At 65.8% G+C, this 21,394-nt stretch carries 21 protein-coding genes; 8 read left to right on the top strand and 13 right to left on the bottom strand.

Annotated features, from left to right (window positions below; translation table 11 throughout):
* Positions 1 to 82: 82 nt before the first annotated feature.
* The 10 genes from BGO47_RS14050 to BGO47_RS14005 all read right to left on the bottom strand — a co-directional run bounded on the left by BGO47_RS14050 (position 83) and on the right by BGO47_RS14005 (position 8,773).
* Positions 83 to 1,003: a hypothetical protein gene (locus BGO47_RS14050; protein WP_292712865.1), complete on the bottom strand. Its 921-nt coding sequence runs from the start codon at positions 1,001 to 1,003 to the stop codon at positions 83 to 85.
* A 745-nt stretch (positions 1,004 to 1,748) separates the two neighbouring features.
* Entirely contained in the window at positions 1,749 to 2,159 is a 411-nt protein-coding gene (locus tag BGO47_RS14045) for a DUF6228 family protein (RefSeq protein ID WP_292712863.1), read from the bottom strand.
* Positions 2,160 to 2,263: 104 nt separating this feature from the next.
* Positions 2,264 to 3,043, bottom strand: coding sequence for a nucleotidyl transferase AbiEii/AbiGii toxin family protein (locus BGO47_RS14040; RefSeq protein ID WP_292712861.1), 780 nt, complete (start codon positions 3,041 to 3,043; stop codon positions 2,264 to 2,266).
* The gene (locus BGO47_RS14035; RefSeq protein ID WP_292712859.1) at positions 3,036 to 3,692 is read right to left on the bottom strand and encodes a hypothetical protein; all 657 of its coding nucleotides are present in this window, start codon (positions 3,690 to 3,692) and stop codon (positions 3,036 to 3,038) included. Before BGO47_RS14035 ends, BGO47_RS14040 begins: the two co-directional genes overlap by 8 nt.
* Before the next feature lie 56 nt (positions 3,693 to 3,748).
* Complete coding sequence (locus BGO47_RS14030; RefSeq protein ID WP_292712857.1) at positions 3,749 to 4,090, bottom strand: hypothetical protein; 342 nt, start codon at positions 4,088 to 4,090, stop codon at positions 3,749 to 3,751.
* 83 nt (positions 4,091 to 4,173) lie between these two features.
* A complete protein-coding gene (locus BGO47_RS14025; protein WP_292712855.1) occupies positions 4,174 to 5,205 on the bottom strand; it encodes an Abi family protein in 1,032 nt (343 codons plus the stop codon).
* A gap of 334 nt (positions 5,206 to 5,539) precedes the next feature.
* A complete protein-coding gene (locus tag BGO47_RS14020) occupies positions 5,540 to 5,809 on the bottom strand; it encodes a hypothetical protein (RefSeq protein WP_292712854.1) in 270 nt (89 codons plus the stop codon).
* Positions 5,810 to 6,487: 678 nt separating this feature from the next.
* Positions 6,488 to 7,966, bottom strand: a complete 1,479-nt coding sequence (locus BGO47_RS14015) for a ThiF family adenylyltransferase (protein WP_292712852.1) — start codon at positions 7,964 to 7,966, stop codon at positions 6,488 to 6,490.
* A 1-nt stretch (position 7,967) separates the two neighbouring features.
* Positions 7,968 to 8,348, bottom strand: coding sequence for a hypothetical protein (locus tag BGO47_RS14010; RefSeq protein ID WP_292712850.1), 381 nt, complete (start codon positions 8,346 to 8,348; stop codon positions 7,968 to 7,970).
* Positions 8,345 to 8,773, bottom strand: coding sequence for a hypothetical protein (locus BGO47_RS14005; RefSeq protein WP_292712848.1), 429 nt, complete (start codon positions 8,771 to 8,773; stop codon positions 8,345 to 8,347). Before BGO47_RS14005 ends, BGO47_RS14010 begins: the two co-directional genes overlap by 4 nt.
* 490 nt (positions 8,774 to 9,263) lie before the next feature.
* Between BGO47_RS14005 and BGO47_RS14000 the strand changes: the two genes are divergently transcribed.
* The 8 genes from BGO47_RS14000 (at position 9,264) to BGO47_RS13965 (ending at position 18,506) form a co-directional block, all read left to right on the top strand.
* Positions 9,264 to 10,367: a HigA family addiction module antitoxin gene (locus BGO47_RS14000; protein WP_292712846.1), complete on the top strand. Its 1,104-nt coding sequence runs from the start codon at positions 9,264 to 9,266 to the stop codon at positions 10,365 to 10,367.
* A 219-nt stretch (positions 10,368 to 10,586) separates the two neighbouring features.
* Positions 10,587 to 11,558 (top strand): hypothetical protein, encoded by a 972-nt coding sequence (locus tag BGO47_RS13995; RefSeq protein WP_292712844.1) that lies wholly within the window; start codon positions 10,587 to 10,589, stop codon positions 11,556 to 11,558.
* Positions 11,559 to 11,772: 214 nt separating this feature from the next.
* Complete coding sequence (locus tag BGO47_RS13990; RefSeq protein WP_292712842.1) at positions 11,773 to 13,275, top strand: aldehyde dehydrogenase family protein; 1,503 nt, start codon at positions 11,773 to 11,775, stop codon at positions 13,273 to 13,275.
* A complete protein-coding gene (locus tag BGO47_RS13985; RefSeq protein ID WP_292712840.1) occupies positions 13,272 to 14,687 on the top strand; it encodes an NtaA/DmoA family FMN-dependent monooxygenase in 1,416 nt (471 codons plus the stop codon). Before BGO47_RS13990 ends, BGO47_RS13985 begins: the two co-directional genes overlap by 4 nt.
* A gap of 427 nt (positions 14,688 to 15,114) precedes the next feature.
* On the top strand, positions 15,115 to 15,615 hold the full coding sequence (locus tag BGO47_RS13980) for a thiamine pyrophosphate-binding protein (protein ID WP_292712838.1): 501 nt from the start codon (positions 15,115 to 15,117) through the stop codon (positions 15,613 to 15,615).
* Positions 15,612 to 16,229, top strand: a complete 618-nt coding sequence (locus BGO47_RS13975; RefSeq protein WP_292712836.1) for a thiamine pyrophosphate-dependent enzyme — start codon at positions 15,612 to 15,614, stop codon at positions 16,227 to 16,229. Before BGO47_RS13980 ends, BGO47_RS13975 begins: the two co-directional genes overlap by 4 nt.
* A gap of 13 nt (positions 16,230 to 16,242) precedes the next feature.
* On the top strand, positions 16,243 to 17,808 hold the full coding sequence (locus BGO47_RS13970) for a GMC family oxidoreductase N-terminal domain-containing protein (RefSeq protein WP_292712834.1): 1,566 nt from the start codon (positions 16,243 to 16,245) through the stop codon (positions 17,806 to 17,808).
* Positions 17,809 to 17,873: 65 nt separating this feature from the next.
* Positions 17,874 to 18,506, top strand: a complete 633-nt coding sequence (locus BGO47_RS13965; RefSeq protein ID WP_292712833.1) for a LysE family translocator — start codon at positions 17,874 to 17,876, stop codon at positions 18,504 to 18,506.
* Positions 18,507 to 18,693: 187 nt separating this feature from the next.
* Here BGO47_RS13965 and add read toward each other — a convergent pair whose 3' ends face one another.
* Genes add through BGO47_RS13950 form a run of 3 tightly spaced genes read right to left on the bottom strand, consistent with a single transcriptional unit; the run spans position 18,694 to position 21,388 of the window.
* Positions 18,694 to 19,743, bottom strand: coding sequence for an adenosine deaminase (add, locus tag BGO47_RS13960; protein ID WP_292712832.1), 1,050 nt, complete (start codon positions 19,741 to 19,743; stop codon positions 18,694 to 18,696).
* A complete protein-coding gene (locus tag BGO47_RS13955) occupies positions 19,740 to 20,357 on the bottom strand; it encodes an XRE family transcriptional regulator (RefSeq protein ID WP_292712831.1) in 618 nt (205 codons plus the stop codon). The genes add and BGO47_RS13955 overlap by 4 nt, the downstream gene beginning before the upstream one ends.
* The gene (locus tag BGO47_RS13950) at positions 20,354 to 21,388 is read right to left on the bottom strand and encodes an adenosine deaminase (RefSeq protein ID WP_292712830.1); all 1,035 of its coding nucleotides are present in this window, start codon (positions 21,386 to 21,388) and stop codon (positions 20,354 to 20,356) included. The genes BGO47_RS13955 and BGO47_RS13950 overlap by 4 nt, the downstream gene beginning before the upstream one ends.
* Positions 21,389 to 21,394 lie beyond the last annotated feature (6 nt).

The raw sequence follows: 21,394 nt of genomic DNA, 5'->3' as shown, positions 1-21,394 counted from the left end.
GGTTCGAGGTCCCGGAACTCGTCCTGGAGTACCGGGACCTCGAACCTGCGCCGAATCGGCTTCGGGATGGCGGTATCGAGATCTAGAGGCCGGCCTCCTCGCCGTTGGGGTAGTAGCAGCGCTCATTTTCCGGCTCGCAATGAAAGCGCGGCGTGTAGACCGTCGGGTTCGATACCTGTGCGCTGAACTGATAGTCGAAGTCCGTGATCTCGAAATCGTCCAACCTGACTGCGTGGGACCCGTACTCTGTGATGTTGCCGAGGTAGAACGCGATCGACGGGTAGCCCGAACGAAGATCGAGAGTCGTTGCCGAGATGTCGATCGGCCAGAGAGCCCCGTTCTGCTTCTGGAGAGTCAGGGTTCCAAACATCCACACGTCTCCGGTGTCTGCAAACGATGACCCGATGCGAAGAACATTCTGCTCTGACGGCCATCCTGGATAAATCCTCCAGTCGACCTTCGCGCTGCGAGCCCATGAGCCGTTGGTCGGGTGGTTGTTCTGCCCGTAGATGATGCAGAAGTCGATGTCCACTTGGAGTTCGCTGACGATCGTGCGGGTTACTGGATCCTGGATGTAGCACATGTCCCCCGCCGCAAACGGTTCGATGAGGGAGGAAGGTGGGAGCGCGGGTAGATCTTCGGCCGGGACGCTGAAGTTGCCGATCTCGCCGCTTCCGTCTTGAACCGCCAGGGACACCTCCGTCGGCGTGCAGACGAAATTGTATGCGGTGTCGGGTGTGATGTCGACGGCTTCGAGGGCGGCCTCAACTTGGACATCACACGGATTGTTGGGCAAGGCGGCGGGCGTGTCTTCTGTCTCGATTGCGGCTGCGGACAGAGGGATCAACAGGGCGACGCTGGTAAGTAGCGCGGTCGCCACTGCCGTCACGCGTCGCGAACTCCTAGATGTGATCATGGGCGATTCTCCACTTCTCGGCGGCTCCTTGTGCCGCTTGCCTTGCCCATGCTCGTTGGGGGCTCTGCAACAGACCAGTAGTTTCATCTACTGGACAAGTCGCTTCTGATGTGTATATGCCTGCTCATCGCTAATCGAGTCCCAGCACATCCATGATGCAGATCACTGTTCTCAAGGTGGGGTTGGGGACCGGCTGCGCTGGAATGGAGGCTTTCTCGATAGCGGCATACGTGTAGACAGATACACCCGCCTCGTAAGCTAGGTGTTCTTGGGAGAGCAACTGCTGTGCGCGTGCTCGTCGTATGCGGCGCGCTAAGACGCGGATCTTGCTCTCGACAGCATTGTCGGGCCCGGGGTGTTGTGAGACATCCGATTTCGCTCCCCTGTCGCTGGTCAGTTCTGAGAACATTCCTCGAGAGAGGAACGGCTAACCGCGGCAAGCTGGCGGTCGCGGCACGTGAACATCCCCGAAGTTCACTTCGTGTCAGACCATGAGTCCGCGCGAGTCTGGATCAGCCGTCGTTCCTACCCGAAATCTAAGCCCTTTGTGTCGCGAGACGCCGCAACTATCCACACGCGAGCAACGAACGAAGGGACTCTGCTAGAGACACGCAATGGGGTCGGGTTGATCGTCGGACCGCTCGCCGACAACCGATGGGACTGGGCAAGCCTCAGCGTGAGACGCTCGCGCCACTGTGCTCCGCGCGACGTGGCGAGCGCCGTGTGCTCTGCAGGATCGAAGACAACAGGTTGGCCATCGAGATCGTCCATCGAATATCGACGGGATGTCTACCGCCGCCGCTGCTCGGCGACTTTCGCGCAGAGGGGTGTCTCAGGCTGGACGTGCGAATGCCGCGAGATCCTGGCAGACGCGCGTGAGTTCGTCGCCCGGTTCGATAGTGAGCAGACCTCGTACAGTCCACTCGTCGCTGCCGCGCCCGAACGCCTGCCTCTGTAGCGTCACATTCAGCTCAATGACACCGCCGCGGTGTTCTGCGACCAAAGCCAGCTCACCCTCGAGTGACTCCCATGTGCGCCTTCCGCGCCAACCGCGCCACGACCTCCCCATGGATGCAAAGAAGCCGGCAAGATCCTTGAATCCCCCGCCATAGTGTTCCTCAACCGGCACGCTGGCGCTCAAACCACCAAGCACGAGCGTCGCGAGCGCTTGCGTCGGGCGGCCAGGGTTCGGGGGAGCCAGAAGGAGGTACCGGGACCCACCCCCGATGCGCGCCTGTTGCATGGATCGAGTGTTGCACCCATCGAGCGAGTCACGCATTCAACTGTTCCCAAGCGTCAGCGCGGTCGATGTACTGGGCCTGGACGCTCGTGATCATCGTCCGGATCCTACGTGCCGCCCTTTAGCGCCGCGATGGCATCGCGCACGACGCGCGCCGCCTCCACGGGACCCACCGCAATGATCCCCTGGCGTTCCAGAGCATCTCGCCACGCGGCGTCCGTGGGCACCTCGGCGAACGACACCTTCGCAACATCTGTGTACTGCCCGTACCGCCCATACAGCCGGGCCGCTTCATCGGTGATGTGACCGGCTTTGGCGAGCGCCCACAGGTCGTAGAGGTCGCGAGGCGCATGCCTGTCGGTCCAGGCGGCGAGCTTCGCCGCCACGAACGCCGCCGGGGTCGGCACACGCAGTCGCGCGGCCGGCGCATCGCTGTAACGCTGCTCGATGTCGGCGACCTCCGTGGGCCACGCCGGATATCCAGTTCCAGAGAGCAGCTGGATCTGGATGCGAACCCCACCGACAGCGAGCACCGATGGGTCAGGATGCCGCGCATCAGCCAGCGGCGGAGTGAAGGTCGGATGACCGAAGCTGCGCAGGAACTGCCGCTCGATCGCCTCCTGAATCGCCGCGCCGATCTCAGGCCGGTCGCCGAGGGCGATGAGGTCGATGTCCTCAGAGAGCCGGAGGTCTGGCAGCAGCGTTCGAGAGAGCGCCGTGCCGCCGAAGAAGACGATGCGGTCGGTGCCGAGGCTGGCGATCGCGGCGAGCGCGTGCGAAATGACGTGGTCGCGAGCGACCTGCACGGGCGAGACTCCAAATCGCGCCATCACCGCGTCCCGCTCTGCCGGGTCCAGAACGCCTCTCACAGGTGGCTGCTCAGCCATCGGCGGCCTCGTTCCTCTCCAGATCGCGCAGCATCTGCCGGACCGGGGCGTTGGCGCGCCCCCAGAGTTCGACCACGTGAGCGAGGTCGGCGGCACGGATCTGACCGCGAAGATCCTGCGCAGCGGCGAGCGCCGCCTCAGGCAGGCCGCCCTGCTTCGGCTTCATCAGCAGGTCATACGCCGTCTGCGCTGGGGTGGTCACGAGCGCGTCGCCAAGCTCAGTCCGCTCGAGACCCGCATGCAGCTTGTGCAGGTCCCGCGGGACGAGATGAAGGATGCCGCCGTGCTCGAGCTCAACCGGGGCCTGCCCTGCCTTCGGCACCGCGACCGTGGTGGCTCCGATCGCCCGCGGGATCGCCGCCCAGTATCTGGCCGCGCCGATACCCATGAGCACCGCGTTCCGGTTCCCGAACCTCACGGTCGCTACCGCGAGGCCGGCAGCCTCCAGTGTCGGCTTCCAGGTACGACCGTCGGCGCCGTCGGGCGGCACCGTGTACACGCCATGGGCGAGCCGGGTCACCGCGCCCTGTTCTATGAGCCCGTCGAGGGTGCGCCACACATTGGTGCCGAGACCGCGTAGATCGGCGTGCCGAGCGGTGCGCATCGGCGCACGCTCGATCGCGCGAAGCAGGTCGATGTGGGTGGCCATTCGCACTCTTCCGTATACTTACTTAGTCTGAGTATACGTATTTTGTATATTTATGCTTAGTAAACTCGCTCTTTGAGGTCGCGCACGTCTCGCGGGTCGCGGATGCCACGTGGGTGCCAGTCTCGGAGGCGTCCGACACCGCCCACACCCGCGTCATCCACGCCGGTGAGACCTCGCTGCAGGAGTACGTCATCCGTCCCGGCGAGCAGGTCGGGGACTGGTTCTCGACGGACGGCGAAGTCATCCACTACGTCATCGAAGGCGCCATCACGCTGGAGATCGAAGGCCTCGGGATCTGGGAACTCGGCACCGGGGACGCCGTCGCCCACCCCGGCGCGCTGCGGAACCGCTGGCACCTTCGAGGAGAGGACTCCGCGCGCGTCGCCGTTCGTGTACACCGGCGACTGAGCGCACTTATGGCGGGGCGCGGAGACTGCTCGCCACTCACACGCAGGCGTCGCGCCGACCTACTCATCGCGCCCTATTCCACCGGTGTCGGAAGGGTCCTCACTGCTGTGGGCGGCGAAGCCCAAAGGTTCTGCGTCTGCCACCCCACAGGAAACCCCATGTCTCGTTCCGGCGTGACGGAGAGGCCAGCGGGGAACTTCGACATTTGCGTCTTGAATGTTCGATGCCAGTTCGAGGTGTCGTTGTAGTTGCGGAGACTGTAGCCAAGCACAGCCATCCACGAGTACAACTTCGAGCGCTCAGTGACGGCCGAGAGGTGGTGCAGTCTACTCGTGACGATTGCGGGTGGCACCGCCGCAAGAGTCGTTGACAGGCGCCGGTTCCAGAGTCGGTTGTGGTGCGCGCAGTGGTTGCGCACCACTCCAAGGCCAATGAGCCATCGATGGAACTGTCGACCGTCGGTTACCCCAAACCTCCTCGCAATCGTGTTCTGATCGCTACGCATGAGGAGCCCGTAAAGACGGGTGAGGCCCCCGAAGTCGAAGGTCTCGACCGCGATCCAGATCGGTATCTCGGACGAGTACTTCGCTTGTGTGTGCTGGATATAGTCCTCGCTCCTCGCCCTGTCCACCAGCCTTTTGTAACTTTCAAGCCAGTAGTCGAACTCGGAGGCGAACTTGTGGCGGAGAGGCTCCGGCGGCGGCGAGTCGCACGCTCGCGCGTCAAGAGCTGCGCGGTCTGTGTGCCCGAAAGGATCATGTCGACCGAGCACATGGGCGACCTGGAAGCGAAGGCTGAGTTCCAGCATCGTAATTCCGTCGAAGACCTTGTCGCGGACGCCGGCATCGAACCTCGCGAGAGCGACGCCGTCGGCGATCCTCGCCCCGACGACATACTCGTCCGCACGGAACTGCAAAGGTGTGTCGCGATGTTCCGACGGCCCGAGCAATCGTCTGAATGGGTACGTGTAGGCGGTGAGTCGGTAGTAGCCCAGGTCGTGCAGGCATTCAGCAGCGAGCGCGTGATCGCCGCAGTCCAAGCCCTTCGACTCCAGGTGCGCGATCTGCTGACGGATCGTCAGGAAGGGCTTCTGGTAGGGCTGCACCCCGCGACTCTATCGAGGCAAAAGAAAACCGGCCCTTACCAACTCAGTGAGTCGGAAGAGGGGCCGGTGTGTATGAGACCAAACTACACACAAGCGTGCGTATTCTCCAGTTCCGTCGCCGTATCTGTGGACAACTCCCAGACGCCGCAGTGCCGACCGCACCCGTCCGAGGTCAGGAACCGTGAGGGCCACAACCGATCCACGATCGGGAGCATCGGATGGCGGGGGAGGTGCCGCGGCCGACCTGAGTTAGCAGCGAGGTCGGCGATGCGACAGTGGCTACGGGAGATCCGGGACCGAATGTCGACCCTCGCGCGGGCCGGGTGACAGCAGTTCAGGGGACGAGAAGAAGGCTGGCGACCATACCGGAAACCACGCCGAGGCCGACGAGGCTGAACTCGGCTACCCCCCACCACGCATCACGCCGCGCCGCAGCCCGGATCTCGTCGGGATCGAGCGCGGGATCGGACCAGGTGCCGACGCGGTCATCGTCACGGATCGCCGTATGTCGCCGCCGGGCTCGCGCAGCGGCGATCGCCGGTCCAATGATTGCGAGCAGGGCGCCGGCAACGTACAGCCCTCTCGCCCAGTCGCTAACCGCCATAGCGAAACGCTATCGACGGTTTCGGCCTGCGTCGCGTGAGTTGGCGATGATTGCGCCCGCATCCGTGCGACCGGTGGCTCAGGCTCGAAGTGCGAACGCCGCGACATCCTGGCAGGTCCGCGTTTGCCCTTGGCCCGGTTCGATGGCGAGTAGGCCTCGCACATTCCACTCGTCGCTACCGCGCTCAGATGTCTGTCACTGGAGCGTTGCCTTCAGCCCAATGACGGCACCGCGGTGTTCTGCGACCAAGGTCAGCAGACCTATCCCGCGCAACGCCGCGGTCGCTCAGAGGAACTTCGACAAGACCTCTCCCAGCGAGATGGATGTAGCGGTGAAACTGGGGTTCCCGCGCTCGGTCCAGAAATCGAATAGTCCATCTGCGCGGCTCAGGCGCGCTTCAAAGTCGTGGTCGTCTCGACGATGGACGATCCACCGACCAGGTCCCACGTTCGTGAATCGGTATGTGTACCCAGAGATGCTCGTCCACTGAACTGCCGCTTCCGGCTCTTCAGGCAGCAAATGAGTAAGATCCGTCATTTTCGATGGCCTTTCCGCACGAGGAGCCGAGCAGTCTACGCCCGCGCGAGGCACAAAGTCACTCCTGGCGATCCGCATGCGCATCGCCAGGTGAGGGCGCGTTCGGTCCGCACCCGGACGGTGCGGTCGTCAGAGAACGAGCTACCGAATGCGAGTGACAAACCGGTGGAGGAGACTCTCAATGACCGCGAGGGCCACGAGACGGATCGGCCGCCTCTTGGTCTTGCGCGCCTCGACTTCTTCTCGCCAATCGACGCGGTGCTCCGCAATTGGAATCCGGTGGTCACCTGTCGCTGTTGCGTTCTCGTACGCACAGTAGGGCCCGCAGGACGCCGTGGAGTGCATGAGGGTGTGCGTCGAGATTACGTAGTGCAACGGCACCGGCACACCCCGGCCGCCCGGATGGGCGACCAGGCTGACGAACTGGGCGAGGAGTGAGGCACTGACGCTCGCCGATAGGGCCGCGACATTTTGGTGCGACGGCGCTTCGCCGTTGGCGCCCTCGATGTACTTGGGGTCTTCCAGGAGCCCGAGCTTGTCCAAGGACACGTCACCCGCGACGAGCTGACCGAGGCAGGCCATACAGGGCCTGCCAGGAGTGAGCGCGTGCGTGCGCCAGATCCCGTTACGCATGCGCCCGTCCGAGAACGTGGTCAGGGCGATACCTCCGTCGATGACGGGTATGAGGTCGGCGTATGCGATCCCATTGAGTACGGCCCGCGGCCACGGCGTGTCCACGCAGGAAAAAATCACGTCGTAGTCCAAGGCGATGCGGACTCCGACGGGATCAGTGATGCTGACCTCATGGCGTCGGATCTCGATGGTGTCGGCGGTCGCGGCAGTTGCCATCAGTCGAGCTGCGACGTCGACTTTGGCGCGGCCGAGTGCGGCGTCGAGCCGGGTGGCGCCGATCATCCTGTCGAGGTTTCGGGGTTCGACGGAGTCGTAGTCCATGACACCAACTGTGATAAGTCCGGTCGCGGCGAGCCGCTGAGCGACGTCCAGGCCGACGCTGCCACCTCCCACTACGAGAACGCGGAGTCGTACGATCTCGCCCTGGGCGCGATCCCCCCAGGAGGACACCGTTCGCTCCTGCGACCTGGTGATACTGGGCACGGGGCGGAGTTCCTCGTTCCACGTGACGGCGAGTGTGGGCGAGACCGAGCGGACGGACTCCGCCCAGGTCGGTTCGCTCCTGTTGAACCAGAACCTCGCTGACCATGCGGTGTCCTTGCCGCCGAGTGTCATCCCGAGCATCGGCATCTTCGTGGCGGAGCGGGCTACTCGTTCGTACTCTGACTCGGTTTCGCGGTCCGTGAGCGAGAGCTGTTGCCAGCCACTGCCACCGGGGTGGGAGTGCAGGAGCACCAGTCCGTGCCCGGCGAGGCGTGCTTCGTGCGCGGCGCGGAGGACGTAGGCGCTGGTGAATGAGGCGTTGCCGTGGACATGTCGCTCGCCGTCGCGAGGGAGGATGACCGATCGGATCAGGGCTGTAGTACGTTCGATGCCTGTGGAGAGGACGTAGGTCGCAATGAGGACATCCTCTTGTCCGTCCTCCCGCAGCAGATGGTCGCGCATCACGGCTTCGGTTTCGCCGCTCATTGCCACGGAGTAGCGCATGTCAGGCCGCCTCGGCGATCGCGATCGAGATGAACCCGCGGACGTGGCTCAGCCATGCGCGTGCGGGATGGATCGAGGTATCGGTGTAGCTGTAGTCGCGCGAATGCCTCTTGTAGCCCGGCGCGCAGTCCGTGTCGTCCATGTTGGTCTGCGTGAACTGGACCTCCATCGGCAGGTGGATCCAATGGGGCGGTACAGCCGGCCAGCTCTGTACTTCGGAGATGCTGACACCGGTCGTGATTGTCTTACCGGCGAAGGCGCCACCGATCGCGACAATGTCGTACAGGATGCGAGGGCCGTCGGCACGCGCCGGCGCGCCGGCAACGGTCATGTCGGCCATGAACCTCTGAGCTGCCGCCGACAGGTCAGTTGGATCCGTCACGCGACACCGCCCACGTGCTTGACGGTGACGAACTCGTCACCGTCAACGATCTCCACGATCTCGTCGTCCGGGAACGGGGTGGGGTTTCCGACCCGGGCCAAGTCGAAGGCGGCCGGGTCCAGGCCGGCGAGGCGCAGCAGAGCGGCTGCCTCCTGGTCATCGTCGTAGCTGCGGAACGTCTCACCATCGATCGTGAAGCGGAGGCTCTGGCGTGCGACGAACCGATCGCCGTCCTCCAGGTTGACGATCTGGTTATCGCGGACTTTCACCTCGACGCCATTCTTCTTCAGAAGGAACAGATCGAAGTCCCTGGGGTCCCGGCCGGCGAGGCGCAGCAGAGCGGCTGCCTCCTGGTCGGAGTCGTGGACCGTGTACATCGTGTCGTTGATGACAATCTGCAGGTTGACGGGGGCGGTGGGGGTCATGGTGACCCTCCTTCCTAGGTAGGAGTTGAATAGCGTGTCGCTCCCGTTTCCGGATGGAGTTGGGTAGCATGTACCTGTCGGGTAAATCCCATTGTACCAGATGTTTCGTTTACCAAAGAGGTAAAGCTTGAAGTTCGCTTGGCTCAGCGCTCGACTAGAGAGCTACTTGACAGTCAGTGCGCGCCTGCACGCAGCTGCGGGTAACCAAGCTGGAGCGGCCGAGGATCTCATCCACCTCGTGTCGGAAGCACCACGTCTGGGTGATCTCGCCTCCTTCCGGAGCGTTCGCATGGACGTCCAGGCGGGGAACCTAACTCTCTCGATCGAGGAGGTCGACATGCACGCACGCCCACTCACCGCCGCCGGGGTTCCGCAATCAATCGCCAGCCGAGCATCTCTGCCCGATTACGCGGCCGCCGAAGCGCTGGTCGTTCAAGATCTCCACGTTCGGGGAGCGTCAATCTTGCGGCGCGCGAGCTGACCGGAAATCATGAGCACTTACATCGCACGAGACGCCGATCTCGACTTCGCCCCACACCCGGGACGCATCCTGCAGCGTGAGCTCGACCAACGCTCGATCAGCCAAGCGCAGCTGGCCGCACGCACCGGTCTGAGCACGAAGCACATCAACCTCGTCGTCAAGGGGACCGCTCCTCTTTCTCCGGATGTTGCCGTGATGCTCGAGCAGATCCTCGGCACCTCGGCTGAGATCTGGTCGCGACTGGAGGCGTCGTACCAGACCCGTCAGGCTCGGGCGCACAAGCGGCAAGGCCTAGATGCGTTCGCCGACTGGGCTGCAGGCTTCCCGCGCCAGATCCTGATCGAGCGCGGCGTCATTGCCAAGACAGACAGCGGTGCCGAACTCGCGGGGAAACTGCTCGACTTCTTCGGTGTGGTGTCGCCGAAGGCGTTCGAGAAGACATGGCTCGAGCCGCAGGCGTCGTACAAGAGAAGCCAGCTGTATGCGATCGACGCGAATCTCACCGCACTGTGGTTGCGCCTCTCGGAGCGGCACGCTGCCGATCGGATCGATAAGGCGCCGCCGTTTGACATCGAGAAGGTGCGATTGGCCGCACAAGCGATTCCATACCTGACTGTGAAACCCATTGAGGAGGCATTTCGGGATGCTCAGGAGCTCCTGCTCGACGCAGGGGTAGTGCTCGTATTCGTTCCAGAAGTCCAGAGCACGCGAATAAGCGGAGTATCTCGCTGGATCAATGGAACGCCGTTGATCGCGGTCACGAGCCGTTACAACTCGCTCGATGGCCTGTGGTTCACGATCCTGCACGAAATAGCACACGTCTTGTTGCACCCGAAGCGGAGCACCTTCGTCGACGACGGACTCAAGGCCGACGACAACGCGGACTCGCAGGAAGTCGCCGCTAACGACTTCGCCGCAGTGCACCTTATTCCACCCGCTTTCCGCGCGGCGCTCGACGAAGCCACGACGCCAGCCGACATACGTGCCATCGCTGCCGAACTCGGTGTGTCCCCAAGCGTCGTCGCAGGACAATGGGCCCACCGCACCCAGATCTGGGGTGGCCCGATTGGGAAGCTTCGCGAGAGGGTGAATCTGGCAGCGGTGCTGCCATGAACTGTCGCGGACCCGGTCGGAGCTCATTGACCGCTCGTGGTTCGCTCTAGATTTGCGTCATTCAACTCGAGGATCGCGTCGCCGTCGGCGGCCAGACGGGCGTGCTCGTTAGCCACGGTCAGACACACCATGAACAATCGGTAGCTGGTATCAAGACTCGGGCAGCTTCGGCTGATGGTCTTGCTCTAGCGGCGCAACTTGTCGGGATGAGAGGTCGGGATGGCGGTTTGGGCGGAGTTCGAAGAAAAGGAGTTCGAGACACTTGCAAACGTGGCGCTGGTTTCGGAGCAGCGAGCCCGCAAACGAACCGTTCAGGTTTTCAGCCCCGGGCAGGTGCTCGAGAAGACTCTCGGATTCGACTTCGCGACGCACGTCGGGGACCACACCCGTCTCCACAGACGGCTCTTCGGGACCGCTCCAGGCGCACCTGGAGCGACACCCGACCAGCTCGCGCAGCTGAAGATGCCGTTCGCACCGTCGACTCGTCTGCTGAATGTGTTTCTGCAGTACGAGCGCCCTGAGCACTTCAAGATTGGGCACCGCTCCGCACTGTGGCCACGCGACGAGGAGTTCCTGCGCTTCACCGTCTCGGAGAACAACATCGTGGGCGGTGGGTACCACTTCGACCAGGTCACAGCCCTGGATCACTTGGCGGCCTCGCTCGGGCCCGCTGCACTCGTGCGGTATGCGTGCCCAGCTGTCTGGACCAAGTCCGAGTTGTACGGACTGTTCAGCGCCAATCGTCTGCTCGACAACTCGATCTTCGTGGAACCAAGGAAGCTTGCTGATCACCGGGGACCGGATCCCTACCACCGACGGTGGACCTATCAACGCAACCGACCCCAAGCTGGGAAGCCCAACCCCGCCGGCCCGTGGACAGCTGCTGAAAGTGGCGAAGCCTTCATGGACAGTGCTGAGACCTCGGCCGACCATTCTCCGAAGTCAGAAGACTTTGGCCGTGAGATCGTTCTCGACGCCGTTGAGGCGAAGAAGGTGCGCGCGCTCGTAGATTCCCGCAAGGCAAAACTAGCTGCGCGCGTCCGGGCACGGTCCGAAGCCGAAGATAAGGCGATCGAGGAAGACCTGAAGCGAGTCTCGCCGAACGAAGTCGAGGCAGTTCGAGCATCAGCGGAGCTGGCGACTATTGCCCGGGACTTGGGCGTCCAATGGAGCATCCTTGCCTTCACGTGAAGATACTGCACAAGGGCCACGAGACCGTCGCGCCCAAGCCGGTTCTCCAGCAGCCCGAATGTGAGCGGAAGACACACGCAACAGACTTCGTACTTGGACAGTGCAAGGACGACCAGCCCGTTGAGTTGCGCGGACACGGCTGCTCCGGGCCCCTGAAACACCCTCGAAACGTGATAGCCATGAGCAATCAATGATTGCCCCGTAGCATCGCGGTGTGACGAACACTGACGAGTTCACCCTGCGCCCGCGCGTGCAGGAATTTCTGGCGTCGGGGCGCACGGAGCTATTGATCGACGGCGATTGGCTCCCGGCATCCGATGGCGCGACCTTCACCACGATCGACCCCGCCACCGGATCCGCCCTTGCCGAAGTGGCCCGCGGCACCGCGCCGGATGTCGACAGAGCGGTCCGCGCCGCGAAGGGCGCTCTGCGCTCGTCGGCCTGGCGTGAGATGCGGCCCGCCGACCGCGGCGCGCTGCTGTGGCGCATCGCCGACCTCATGACCGAGCACCTCGACGACCTCGCGCAGCTCGAGACGCTCGACCAGGGCAAGTCGCTGCGCACCTCGCGGTTCGGGGAGGTGCCGGCGGCGATCAATCAGTTCCGCTACTACGCGGGCTGGCCGACGAAGATCCTCGGCGACACGATCCCGACGTCGCTGTCGCGCACTCCTCCCGGCAAAGAGGTCTTCGCCTACACGCGCCGCGAGCCGGTCGGGGTCGTCGGGGCGATCGTGCCGTGGAACTCTCCGCTCATCATGACGGCCATGAAGCTCGCCCCCGCCCTCGCCGCCGGCTGCACGATCGTGCTCAAGCCCGCCGAGAACACCCCCCTCACCGCGATCTACCTCGGCCAGCTCATGCTCGAGGCGGGCCTGCCCGCCGGGGTGCTCAACATCATCACGGGGTACGGTCACGAGGCCGGGCAGGCTTTGGCGGAGCATCCGGATGTCGACAAGGTCGCCTTCACCGGCTCGACCGCCGTCGGCAAACGCCTCGTGCAGTCAGCCGGCACGCGCCTGGCCCGCCTCACCCTCGAGCTCGGCGGCAAGTCGCCGTCGATCATCATGCCCGACGCCGACCTGCCCGCCGCGATCGACGGCGTCTCGCGCGGCATCTTCGACAACGGCGGCCAGGTGTGCGTCGCCAGCGCCCGCATCTACGCGCACCGGGATGTCTACAACGACGTCATCGCCGGGATGGCCGACTTCGGCACCGGCCTGCACCTCGGGCACGGCCTCGCCGAGGGCACCGACCTCGGGCCGCTCGTCAGCAAGGCGCAGGCCGACCGGGTGGCCGGCTACGTCGACGAGGGCCGCGCCGAAGGTGCGCGGGTCGTGAGTGGCGGCATCCGTGAGGGCGACACCTTCTATACGCCCACCGTGCTCACCGACGTGACCCCGCAGATGCGCCTCATGCGCGAAGAGATCTTCGGACCCGTCGCCGTCGTCACCCCGTTCGACGACCTCGACGAGGTGGTCGGGTGGGCCAACGACTCCCCCTACGGGCTGGCGGCGAGCGTCTGGACCGAGGGCCTGAGCAACGGACACCGCATCGCCGCGCAGCTCGAGGCCGGCACGGTGTGGGTCAACTGCCACTCCTTCCTCGGCCCCGAACTGCCCAAGGGCGGGCACAAGGAGTCGGGCTGGGGTTACGAGAACGGGCCGCAGGGCCTGGAGAACTATCTGGAGACGAAGACGGTGGTGATGGTGCTGTGACCGCTCATTCCTCCGGGCGCATATTGCTCGGCGCGTTCGAAATGATGAACCCCAACAACGGGATGCCGACCTGGACCGACCCGCGCGGCCGCGGCGACGACTGGGACGACCTGGGCTACTGGCTCGGCCTGGCACGCACCCTCGACGAGGCGGGCTTCGACTTCCTCTTCTTCGCCGACACCTACGGCTACGCCACCCTCGGGGGACAGATGCCGCGCGAGGTCGCCGCGCACGGCATCCAGTTCCCGGCCCTTGACCCCATGCTCGCGATCGCGGCGCTTGCCCACGCGACCAGCGAGCTGGCGTTCGTCGTGACCTCGCCGACCACCGTCGAAAAGCCCTACGGCACGGCTCGGCGCTTCGCGACCCTCGACCGGCTCACGGGCGGACGCATCGGCTGGAACGTCGTGACCGGCTCCTCCCAGGCCACCACCGACGAGCTGTTCGGGGTCACGCAAAAGCTCACGCACGACGAGCGGTATGACGCCGCCGACGAGTTCCTCGACACCTGCCTGCGGTTCTGGGAGCACTCCTGGGACGAGGATGCCGAACTCCGCGACCGCGCCACCGGCACGTATGCCGACCCGAGCATGCTGCACCGCGTCGAGGTCGACGGGACGTATCAGCGGGCCGCCGGCATCTTCGCCGTGCCTCCTACTCCGCAGCGGACCCCGGTGCTCTTCCAGGCCGGCACGTCGGATCGCGGCCGGGCGTACGCCGCCCGCAACGCCGAGGCCGTCTTCATCCAGGGGCAGTCGATCGCCACCGCCGCGGCCCATGTCGCCGACATCCGCGAGCAGGCGGTGCGGCAGGGCCGCCGGCCCGAAGACGTCAAGGTCATCAGCGGCATGACCGTGACGGTCGCGCCGACCGAGGCCGAGGCGCGCGAGCTGCGCGCCCAGTACGAGGCAGTGCTGGGGCTGGATGACGCCGCGGTGATGTTCGCCGGCATCACCGGCATCGACCTCACCGGCATCGACCCCGACACCCGCGTCGCCGACCTCCACACCGACCTCGGACAGACCCTCATCAATCGCTACGCACGCACCGATCCCGACATCCGGGTGCGTGCCGTGCTCGACCAGTTCCGCACGAAGGCGATCCGCGGATTCCAGATCACCGGCTCGCCCGAGCAGGTCGCTGACGAGATCATCGCGACAGTCGACGGATCGGGCCTGGACGGCCTCATGCTCGAGCCCACCTTCGGCGGACCGGCGTCGTACGAGGCGTTCATCGAGCTCGTGCTGCCGATCCTCGTCGAGCGCGGTCGCGCCGGGCGCCCGCCGGGCGTGACCCTGCGCGAACGCGTCAGCGGATCACCGCGCCTCGCCCCGACTCACCGCGCGCACCGCCTCTCTGTGACGGATGCCTCGCCCGAGGTATCCGTCACCGAGCCGCTCTCCGCGACATGACCCGCATTCGCTTGCCGCAAAGCGCGCCATGCCCCACCGGCGCACGGCGTGTCGCGACAATTGAAGGGGGACGACAGCGGCCCGGGGCCCGACAGCCCCTTCGTGTGCCGCAAACCGCGCCATGCCCCACCGGCGCACGGCGTGTTGCGGCAAATGAAGGGGGCCGGCAAAGCCCCGGGGCCCGACGGCCCCTTCGCTTGGCGCAAATCGTCAACGCACCCACCAGCGCGCGGCGTGTTGCGGCAAACGAAGCGGGACTACCGAGCCCCGAGACCAGGCGACCCGCCTTCGCTTGCCCCAAATCGTCAACGCGCCCACCAGCGCGCGGCGTGTTGCGGCAAACGAAGGGGAGCTGCAGACACATCGCCCCACCCAGACGCCAACTCCAGCCCCACCCCCAGCATCCGATGACGAACGGAAACGCACGATGAAGACCGAAGCCGTCGAGGCGGTGATCCGCGGGCTCAAGCGAGCCGGCGTGAGCGTCGCGACCTACCTTCCCGACTCGCTCCTCAAAGAGCTCTACCCTGCGCTGGATGCCGATCCCGACATCCGTACGATCCCCGTGACGAACGAGGGCGAGGGCGCCGCGATCGCCGGCGGCGTGTTTCTCTCGGGCAAGCGCGCCGTGCTGGTCATGGAGAACTCGGGCCTGCGCGCCGCGACCGAGCACCTCGCGCGGCTGGGCCTCGGCGCCGGCATCCCGGTCGTCATGATCATGAGCTACCGGGGCGAGCTGGGCGAGAACAACTGGTGGGCGATCCCGCACGGCATCACGATGGAGCCGCTGCTGGGAGCCCTCCGCACCCCGTACCGCATCGTGCGCGAAGTCGATGAGATCGAGCAGGCGGTCGTGGATGCCTATGAGACGGCCTATTCGTCGTATTACCACGCCGCCATCGTCCTGGGAGGAGGGCTCGTCCGATGAGCTACAGCAGATTCGAGGCCATGGAGCTTCTCGGCAAGCGCCTCACCGACGACGCTCTCGTCATCCTCTCCCTCGGCGGCGCCGTCGACGAGTGGTACAACGCCGCCCCGCACATGCGCGAGGCGAGCCTGTTCCAGCAGCAGCTCGGATGCGTCAGCGGTGAGGCCTTCGGCCTGGCCGTCGGCCTGCCCCACCGCCAGATCGTCTCGCTCGACACGGATGGCGGGTTGCTCTTCAACCTCGGCATTCTCGCGACGCTCGGCAACGAGAGACCCGAGAACCTCTTCATCGTCGTGTGGGACAACGAGCAGTACCAGTCGATCGGCGGGCCCGCGACCCACACCGCGAAGGGACGCGTCGACCTCGCCGCGATCGCCCGCGGCGCCGGGGTCGAGAAGGCCTTCACGGCGCACACTCTCGAGGAGTTCGACGCGCACTGCGCCGCCGGCCTTGCCGCGACCGAGCCGTACATCGTCGTGGCCAAGACCGACGGCATTTTGCAGCCCGGCATCAAGCGCAAGCACTCGGACGGCCGCGAAGACAAGTACATCTTCGTGCGCCACGTCGAGAAGATCGAGGGCGTCACGATCATGGGCCCCAGCGAGCACAACTGATGGGCCGCGGCTGATGGGCGTCGTCGCGGCCCCGACCGGCGCCTACGACTACCTCGTCGTGGGCGCCGGAGCTGCCGGATGCGTGTTGGCGGCGCGCCTGAGTGAAGACCCCGACGCGCGCGTCCTGCTCATCGAGGCGGGCCCCGACCACCGGGGCCTTGCCGAGGTCCTGGATGCCGCGCATTGGGACGCCCTCATCGGCGGGCCCCTCGACTACGGCTACCGCTCGGCACCGACCCCGCACGTGCTGGGGCGCTCGATCGCAATGCCCCGCGGGCGCGTGCTCGGCGGCAGCTCGTCGACCAACGCGATGCTCTGGTACCGCGGCGCCCGCGCCGACTACGACGCGTGGGCGGATGCCGGCGCCACCGGCTGGGGCTACGACGACCTTCTCCCCTACTTCCGCCGCTCCGAGGCCCGCCCGGGCGGAGACCCCGCGCACCGCGGCCTGGACGGACCAGTGCGTGTGGCGCCGCTGTCTCGCGTGCATCCGATCGCGACGGCGCTCCTGGATGCCGCAGCCGCGCGCGGACTGCCCGTGCTGGATGACGCCAACGGCCCGTCGAACGAAGGCGCCGTGTTCGCCGACTACAACGCCATCGAGGGCCCCGACGGATCGTTCGAACGCTGGAGCACCGCCCGCGCCTACCTCGAGCCCGCGCTGACGCGCCCGAACCTCGACGTGCTCGTCGACAGTCCCGTGCACCGGATCGACCTCGCCGGTTCCCGCGCGACCGGCGTCACGCACCTCATCGACGGTCGCGAAGTGACAACAACCGCAGACCGCATCGTGCTGGCCGCCGGCGCCATGGACACCCCGCGCCTGCTGCAGCTGTCGGGGATCGGTGATCCCGACCGGTTGGCGGGTGTCGGCATCCGTCCCCGGCACGCCCTGTCGGGCGTCGGCGAGAACTTCCAAGACCATCCGCTCGTGCTGGGCGTGAACTTCCGCGCCCGCGACGGGCTCGGCCCCGTGATCGGCAACGGCGGCGGCACGATGCTCAATTGGCGGAGCTCCTACGCCGAGCGCGGACCCGACCTGCACACCGTCATCGCGCACGGCTCGCGGGGCGACGAGGCCCTGCACGCACGCTACGACCTCGGCGGCGATCGGATGTTCGCGCTCGTGCCGGGGCTCTACGGGTCGCGCTCGGTCGGGTGGGTGCGCGTGCGATCGGCTGATCCTGCGGTGCCGCCCGAGTTCCAGCCGAACTACCTCGCCGACCCGAAGGATCTCGTCGCGATGGTCGAGGCGATGGATGTCGCGCAAGAACTCGTCGCCGGCCCCGCGTATGCCGACCTGCATCCGGAGCCATTGACGCCTCCGCCGTCGATGACCGATCGCGCCGAGCGCGTGCAGTTCGTGCGCGAGAACGTCGGGAGCTTCTTCCACGGCGTCGGCACCGCCCGCATCGGCACCGACGAGCTGGCCGTGGTCGACCTCGGGCTGCGTGTGCGAGGACTCGAGGGCCTCTGGGTCGCGGATGCCTCGGTCATGCCGATCATCCCGACCGCGAATACGCAGGCCCCGACCGTCGCGATCGCCGAGCGCGCCGCCGAGTTGGTGGTCGCCGGGTGAGGTGTGACCCACCTCGTCCACGCGGGCGTACTCCGCACGAAACACCGGCGCGATAGCGTTCGTACATGATCCCGATCGAGAACCTGCTGACGTTCATGCTGACGTCATTGGTGATCATCGTGATCCCCGGGCCGAGCGTGCTGTTCGTCATCGGACGCGCCATCGCTCTCGGCCGCCGCGCCGGTGTGCTCAGCGTCGTCGGCAACGCGCTCGGCACGATCCCCGCGATCATCGCTGTCGCGTTCGGGGTGGGGGCGATCGTCGCGTCGTCGGTCGTCGCGTTCACCGTGATCAAGATCGTCGGTGCGCTCTACCTCGTCTACCTCGGCATCCAGGCGATCCGCCACCGTCATGCCCATATCCCCGGCATCCAGCAGCGCCCCGCACGCACCCGCACGCTCCTGGCCGAAGGCTTCATCGTCGGGCTCACCAACCCGAAGACGATCGCCTTCTTCGTCGCAGTGCTCCCGCAATTCGTCGACCCGGCGACGGGCCCGGTGTGGGTGCAACTCCTGCTGCTCGGACTCGTCTTCGAGGCGCTGGCGCTGGCATCCGACAGCATCTGGGCGCTTGCCGCGGGCACCGCACGCGCATGGTTCGCTCGCTCGCCCCGGCGCATCTCGACGCTCTCCGCGACCGGCGGCGTGATGATGATCGGCCTCGGCGGCGCGCTCGCGCTCACCGGTTCGAAGTCCTGACCGCGACAGGGTCGGCATCCGCGTTCAGTCGCGCCTCCATGTCACTCGACACGCCAGCCACCCGCAATACGGCGCGACCGAAATGAAGCACCCTCAGATCAGTCGCGCCTTCATGACACTCGACACGCCAGCCACCCGCAATACGGCGCGACCGAAATGAAGGCGCGGGTTCGCAGGGCAACGGATGCTAGGCGGTAGCCGTGTCCAGCACGGCATCCAGCGCGCGGAAGGCTCCCCGGAACTCTGCGCGCAGCCGCTCCTTCTGCACCTCATCGCAGAACGCCGCGTCGATGCCGTTGAGGGCGATCTGTTTGGCCTCGTCGGGGGTCACGCCCATGAGGCGCAGGCCCTCGGTGTACTCGCGGCCGATGTCGGTGCGAAAGAACATCGCGTCGTCGGTCGAGACGTTCACCGCGAGCCCGGCATCGATCATGCGACGGATGCGGTGAGACTCATCGATCGTCCACCCCGAGCAGATCGTCGTCGACAGGGGCGTCGCCGCGAAGCCGATGCCCCGCTCCCGGGCGAGGGCCACGATTGCCGGGTCGTCGACGATGCGGTAGCCGTGGTCGAGGCGGTCGCAGCCGAGATCATCGATCGCGACGCGGACGGCATCCGGAGTTGCGTGATCGGTCTCGCCGACGTGCGCCGTCAAGAGAAAGCCGTGCTCGCGTGCCAGCGCGTACGCCGCGACGAATCGTCCTGGGTCTTCCGTGTTCTCGGGGGTCAGATCGTCTTGCCCGAGCCCGACCACCTCGGGCCGGGGATGCGCGATCATCTCGCGCACCAGGTCGACAGCGGATGCCGCGTCAGCGCGCCGATTGATGGCGACGACGATGCGGAACCCGACGCCGAAGTCTTTCTCGGCGCGCGCCAGCCCCGCGATGATCGGGTCGATCACCTCGGCATAGCTGAGGCCGCGATCGGCGAAGTACTGGGGGTTCACGTAGTACTCGCGGTAGCGCAAATTCCCATCGGCGACGGCTGACGCAACCCCGTCATAGGCGACGCGCTCAAAGTCCTCGGGATCACGCAGCACATCATGCGCGAATCGGAATGCAACGAGAAAGTCCACCAGGTCGGCGAAGTCGAACAGCGTGTCGGGGTCCGTCGTCGGCAGCTCGACACTGTGCTTCGCCGCCAGTTCGATGAACAGCTCGGCGCTCATCGTCGACGCGAAGTGGCAGTGCAACTCGGTCTTCGGTAACAGGCGCAGGTAGTCGGCGTACGAGATCACGCGGGCCCCTCTCCGGACGTGCGAGGCGCGGCGCGCCCCGGAACTTGCTTCACGACGAGCAGTCGATAGGGCTCTCCGTCGGCTGACCACCACCGGTGCGTGGTGCCGCCGGTGTAGTAGACCGATGCCCCCGGGTCGAGATCGCACGTCTGGTCGCCGAGTTCGATGCGCACGTGGCCTTCGATCACGTAGAGGAACTCGTCTTCGGCGTGGATGAATCGCTCGCCCGGCTCCAGGCTGTCAGAGACGACCTCCATCGGATGGAACGTGCGCGCGCGTTGCGCCAGCATCCGCGCCGTCCCCGATGCGAAGCCCTCGGGGATCTCCCCCTCGCCGGGGCGGCTCACCTCGACGAACGAACCCGACTCGTCTGGTGCGTCTGCCGCAGCGATCAGCTCGATCGGGCTCGTCTCCAGCGCAACCGCGATTCGTCGCAGCGACCCCAGGCTCGGCTGGGCGAGCCCGCGCTCGAGCTGGCTGAGGAACGGATGCGAGAGTTCGGTGCGCTCGGCCAGTTGCACGAGGGTCAGGCCGCGGGTCTTGCGCAGCATCCGGATGTGGCTTCCCAGACGAGCGCCTGCTGCACGCTCGTCGAGACCGTCGGGCATGCTCATGCGGCTGAGCGTACCCCGGCCGCACTCGCGTACTCATCGATCCGTGCGAGGTAGGCGGACCGGCGCGCGGGAGTGAGCCACGAGGCGTGGAACGAGTTGCGGGCGAGCTCCACGAGATCGGATGCCGAAAGCCCTGCCTGATCTGCAAGCGCGACGTAGTTGTCACCGACGTAACCGCCGAAGTAGGCGGGGTCGTCGGAGTTGATGGTCACTCGCACACCGGCGCGAAGCAGCGAGACGATCTCATCGGACTTCATCTGCTCGGTGACGAAGGAGTTCGATACCGGGCAGCAGGTGAGGCCGATGCCGCGCTCGAGCACTGTCGCGACGAGCGCGGGGTCTTCGACGATGTTGGTGCCGTGGTCGATGCGGTCGACGCCGAACTCCAGCGCTTGTCGGATGTGCTCGATAGACCCGGGCTGGTCGATGTCGCAGTGCATCGTGACGAGGAACCCTTCGGCCCGTGCCCGCTCGAACACTGCCGCGAACTTCGCGGGCGGGTTGTCGCGCTCGTCAGAGTCGAGGCCCACGCCGACGATCCAGTGCCGATACGGCAGTGCTTCGAGCAGTGTCGACATCGCGTGCTCGGCCGAGAGATCGCGCAGGAAGCACAGGATCAGCTCCGCCGAAATGCCGAGCTCAGCCTGAGCGCGCACGATCGCTCGCCGATAGCCACCGATCACCGTCCCGAACGGGATGCCTCTACCGGTGTGCGCCTGCGGATCGAAGAACAGTTCGGCGTGCACAACGCCTTGCTCCTGCGCTTTCAGCAGATACGCCCAGGCGAGGTCATGGAAGTCGTCAGCGGTCTGCAGCACACCCATCGCGGGGTAGTACACCGCGAGAAAGCTCGTGAGATCGGTGAAGTCATACGCAGCCTTCACGGCTGCGACATCGCTATAGGGCAGGGTCAGGCCGTTGCGCTTCGCGAGCGCGAACATCATCTCCGGCTCGAGCGTCCCCTCCAGATGAAGGTGCAGCTCGGCCTTCGGAAGCCCGCGGGCAAAGCTCGCCAGCTCGGGTGGTGCCATGATGCG

The organism is Microbacterium sp. 67-17 (assembly GCF_001898325.1).
Taxonomy (GTDB): domain Bacteria; phylum Actinomycetota; class Actinomycetes; order Actinomycetales; family Microbacteriaceae; genus Microbacterium; species Microbacterium schleiferi.
This window is presented reverse-complemented; position numbering and strand designations above follow the sequence as displayed.

Excerpts from the sequence above, each read along its gene's own strand:
- BGO47_RS13950 (WP_292712830.1), bottom strand. The coding sequence starts at position 21,388 with ATGGCACCACCCGAGCTGGCGAGCTTTGCCCGCGGGCTTCCGAAGGCC.
- BGO47_RS14040 (WP_292712861.1), bottom strand. The coding sequence starts at position 3,043 with ATGGCTGAGCAGCCACCTGTGAGAGGCGTTCTGGACCCGGCAGAGCGG.
- BGO47_RS14050 (WP_292712865.1), bottom strand. The coding sequence starts at position 1,003 with ATGAAACTACTGGTCTGTTGCAGAGCCCCCAACGAGCATGGGCAAGGC.
- BGO47_RS14015 (WP_292712852.1), bottom strand. The coding sequence starts at position 7,966 with ATGCGCTACTCCGTGGCAATGAGCGGCGAAACCGAAGCCGTGATGCGC.
- BGO47_RS14020 (WP_292712854.1), bottom strand. The coding sequence starts at position 5,809 with ATGGCGGTTAGCGACTGGGCGAGAGGGCTGTACGTTGCCGGCGCCCTG.
- BGO47_RS13975 (WP_292712836.1), top strand. The coding sequence starts at position 15,612 with ATGAGCTACAGCAGATTCGAGGCCATGGAGCTTCTCGGCAAGCGCCTC.
- BGO47_RS13970 (WP_292712834.1), top strand. The coding sequence starts at position 16,243 with ATGGGCGTCGTCGCGGCCCCGACCGGCGCCTACGACTACCTCGTCGTG.
- BGO47_RS13980 (WP_292712838.1), top strand. The coding sequence starts at position 15,115 with ATGAAGACCGAAGCCGTCGAGGCGGTGATCCGCGGGCTCAAGCGAGCC.
- BGO47_RS13955 (WP_292712831.1), bottom strand. The coding sequence starts at position 20,357 with ATGAGCATGCCCGACGGTCTCGACGAGCGTGCAGCAGGCGCTCGTCTG.
- BGO47_RS13995 (WP_292712844.1), top strand. The coding sequence starts at position 10,587 with ATGGCGGTTTGGGCGGAGTTCGAAGAAAAGGAGTTCGAGACACTTGCA.
- BGO47_RS14035 (WP_292712859.1), bottom strand. The coding sequence starts at position 3,692 with ATGGCCACCCACATCGACCTGCTTCGCGCGATCGAGCGTGCGCCGATG.
- BGO47_RS14005 (WP_292712848.1), bottom strand. The coding sequence starts at position 8,773 with ATGACCCCCACCGCCCCCGTCAACCTGCAGATTGTCATCAACGACACG.
- BGO47_RS14000 (WP_292712846.1), top strand. The coding sequence starts at position 9,264 with ATGAGCACTTACATCGCACGAGACGCCGATCTCGACTTCGCCCCACAC.
- BGO47_RS14045 (WP_292712863.1), bottom strand. The coding sequence starts at position 2,159 with ATGCAACAGGCGCGCATCGGGGGTGGGTCCCGGTACCTCCTTCTGGCT.
- BGO47_RS13965 (WP_292712833.1), top strand. The coding sequence starts at position 17,874 with ATGATCCCGATCGAGAACCTGCTGACGTTCATGCTGACGTCATTGGTG.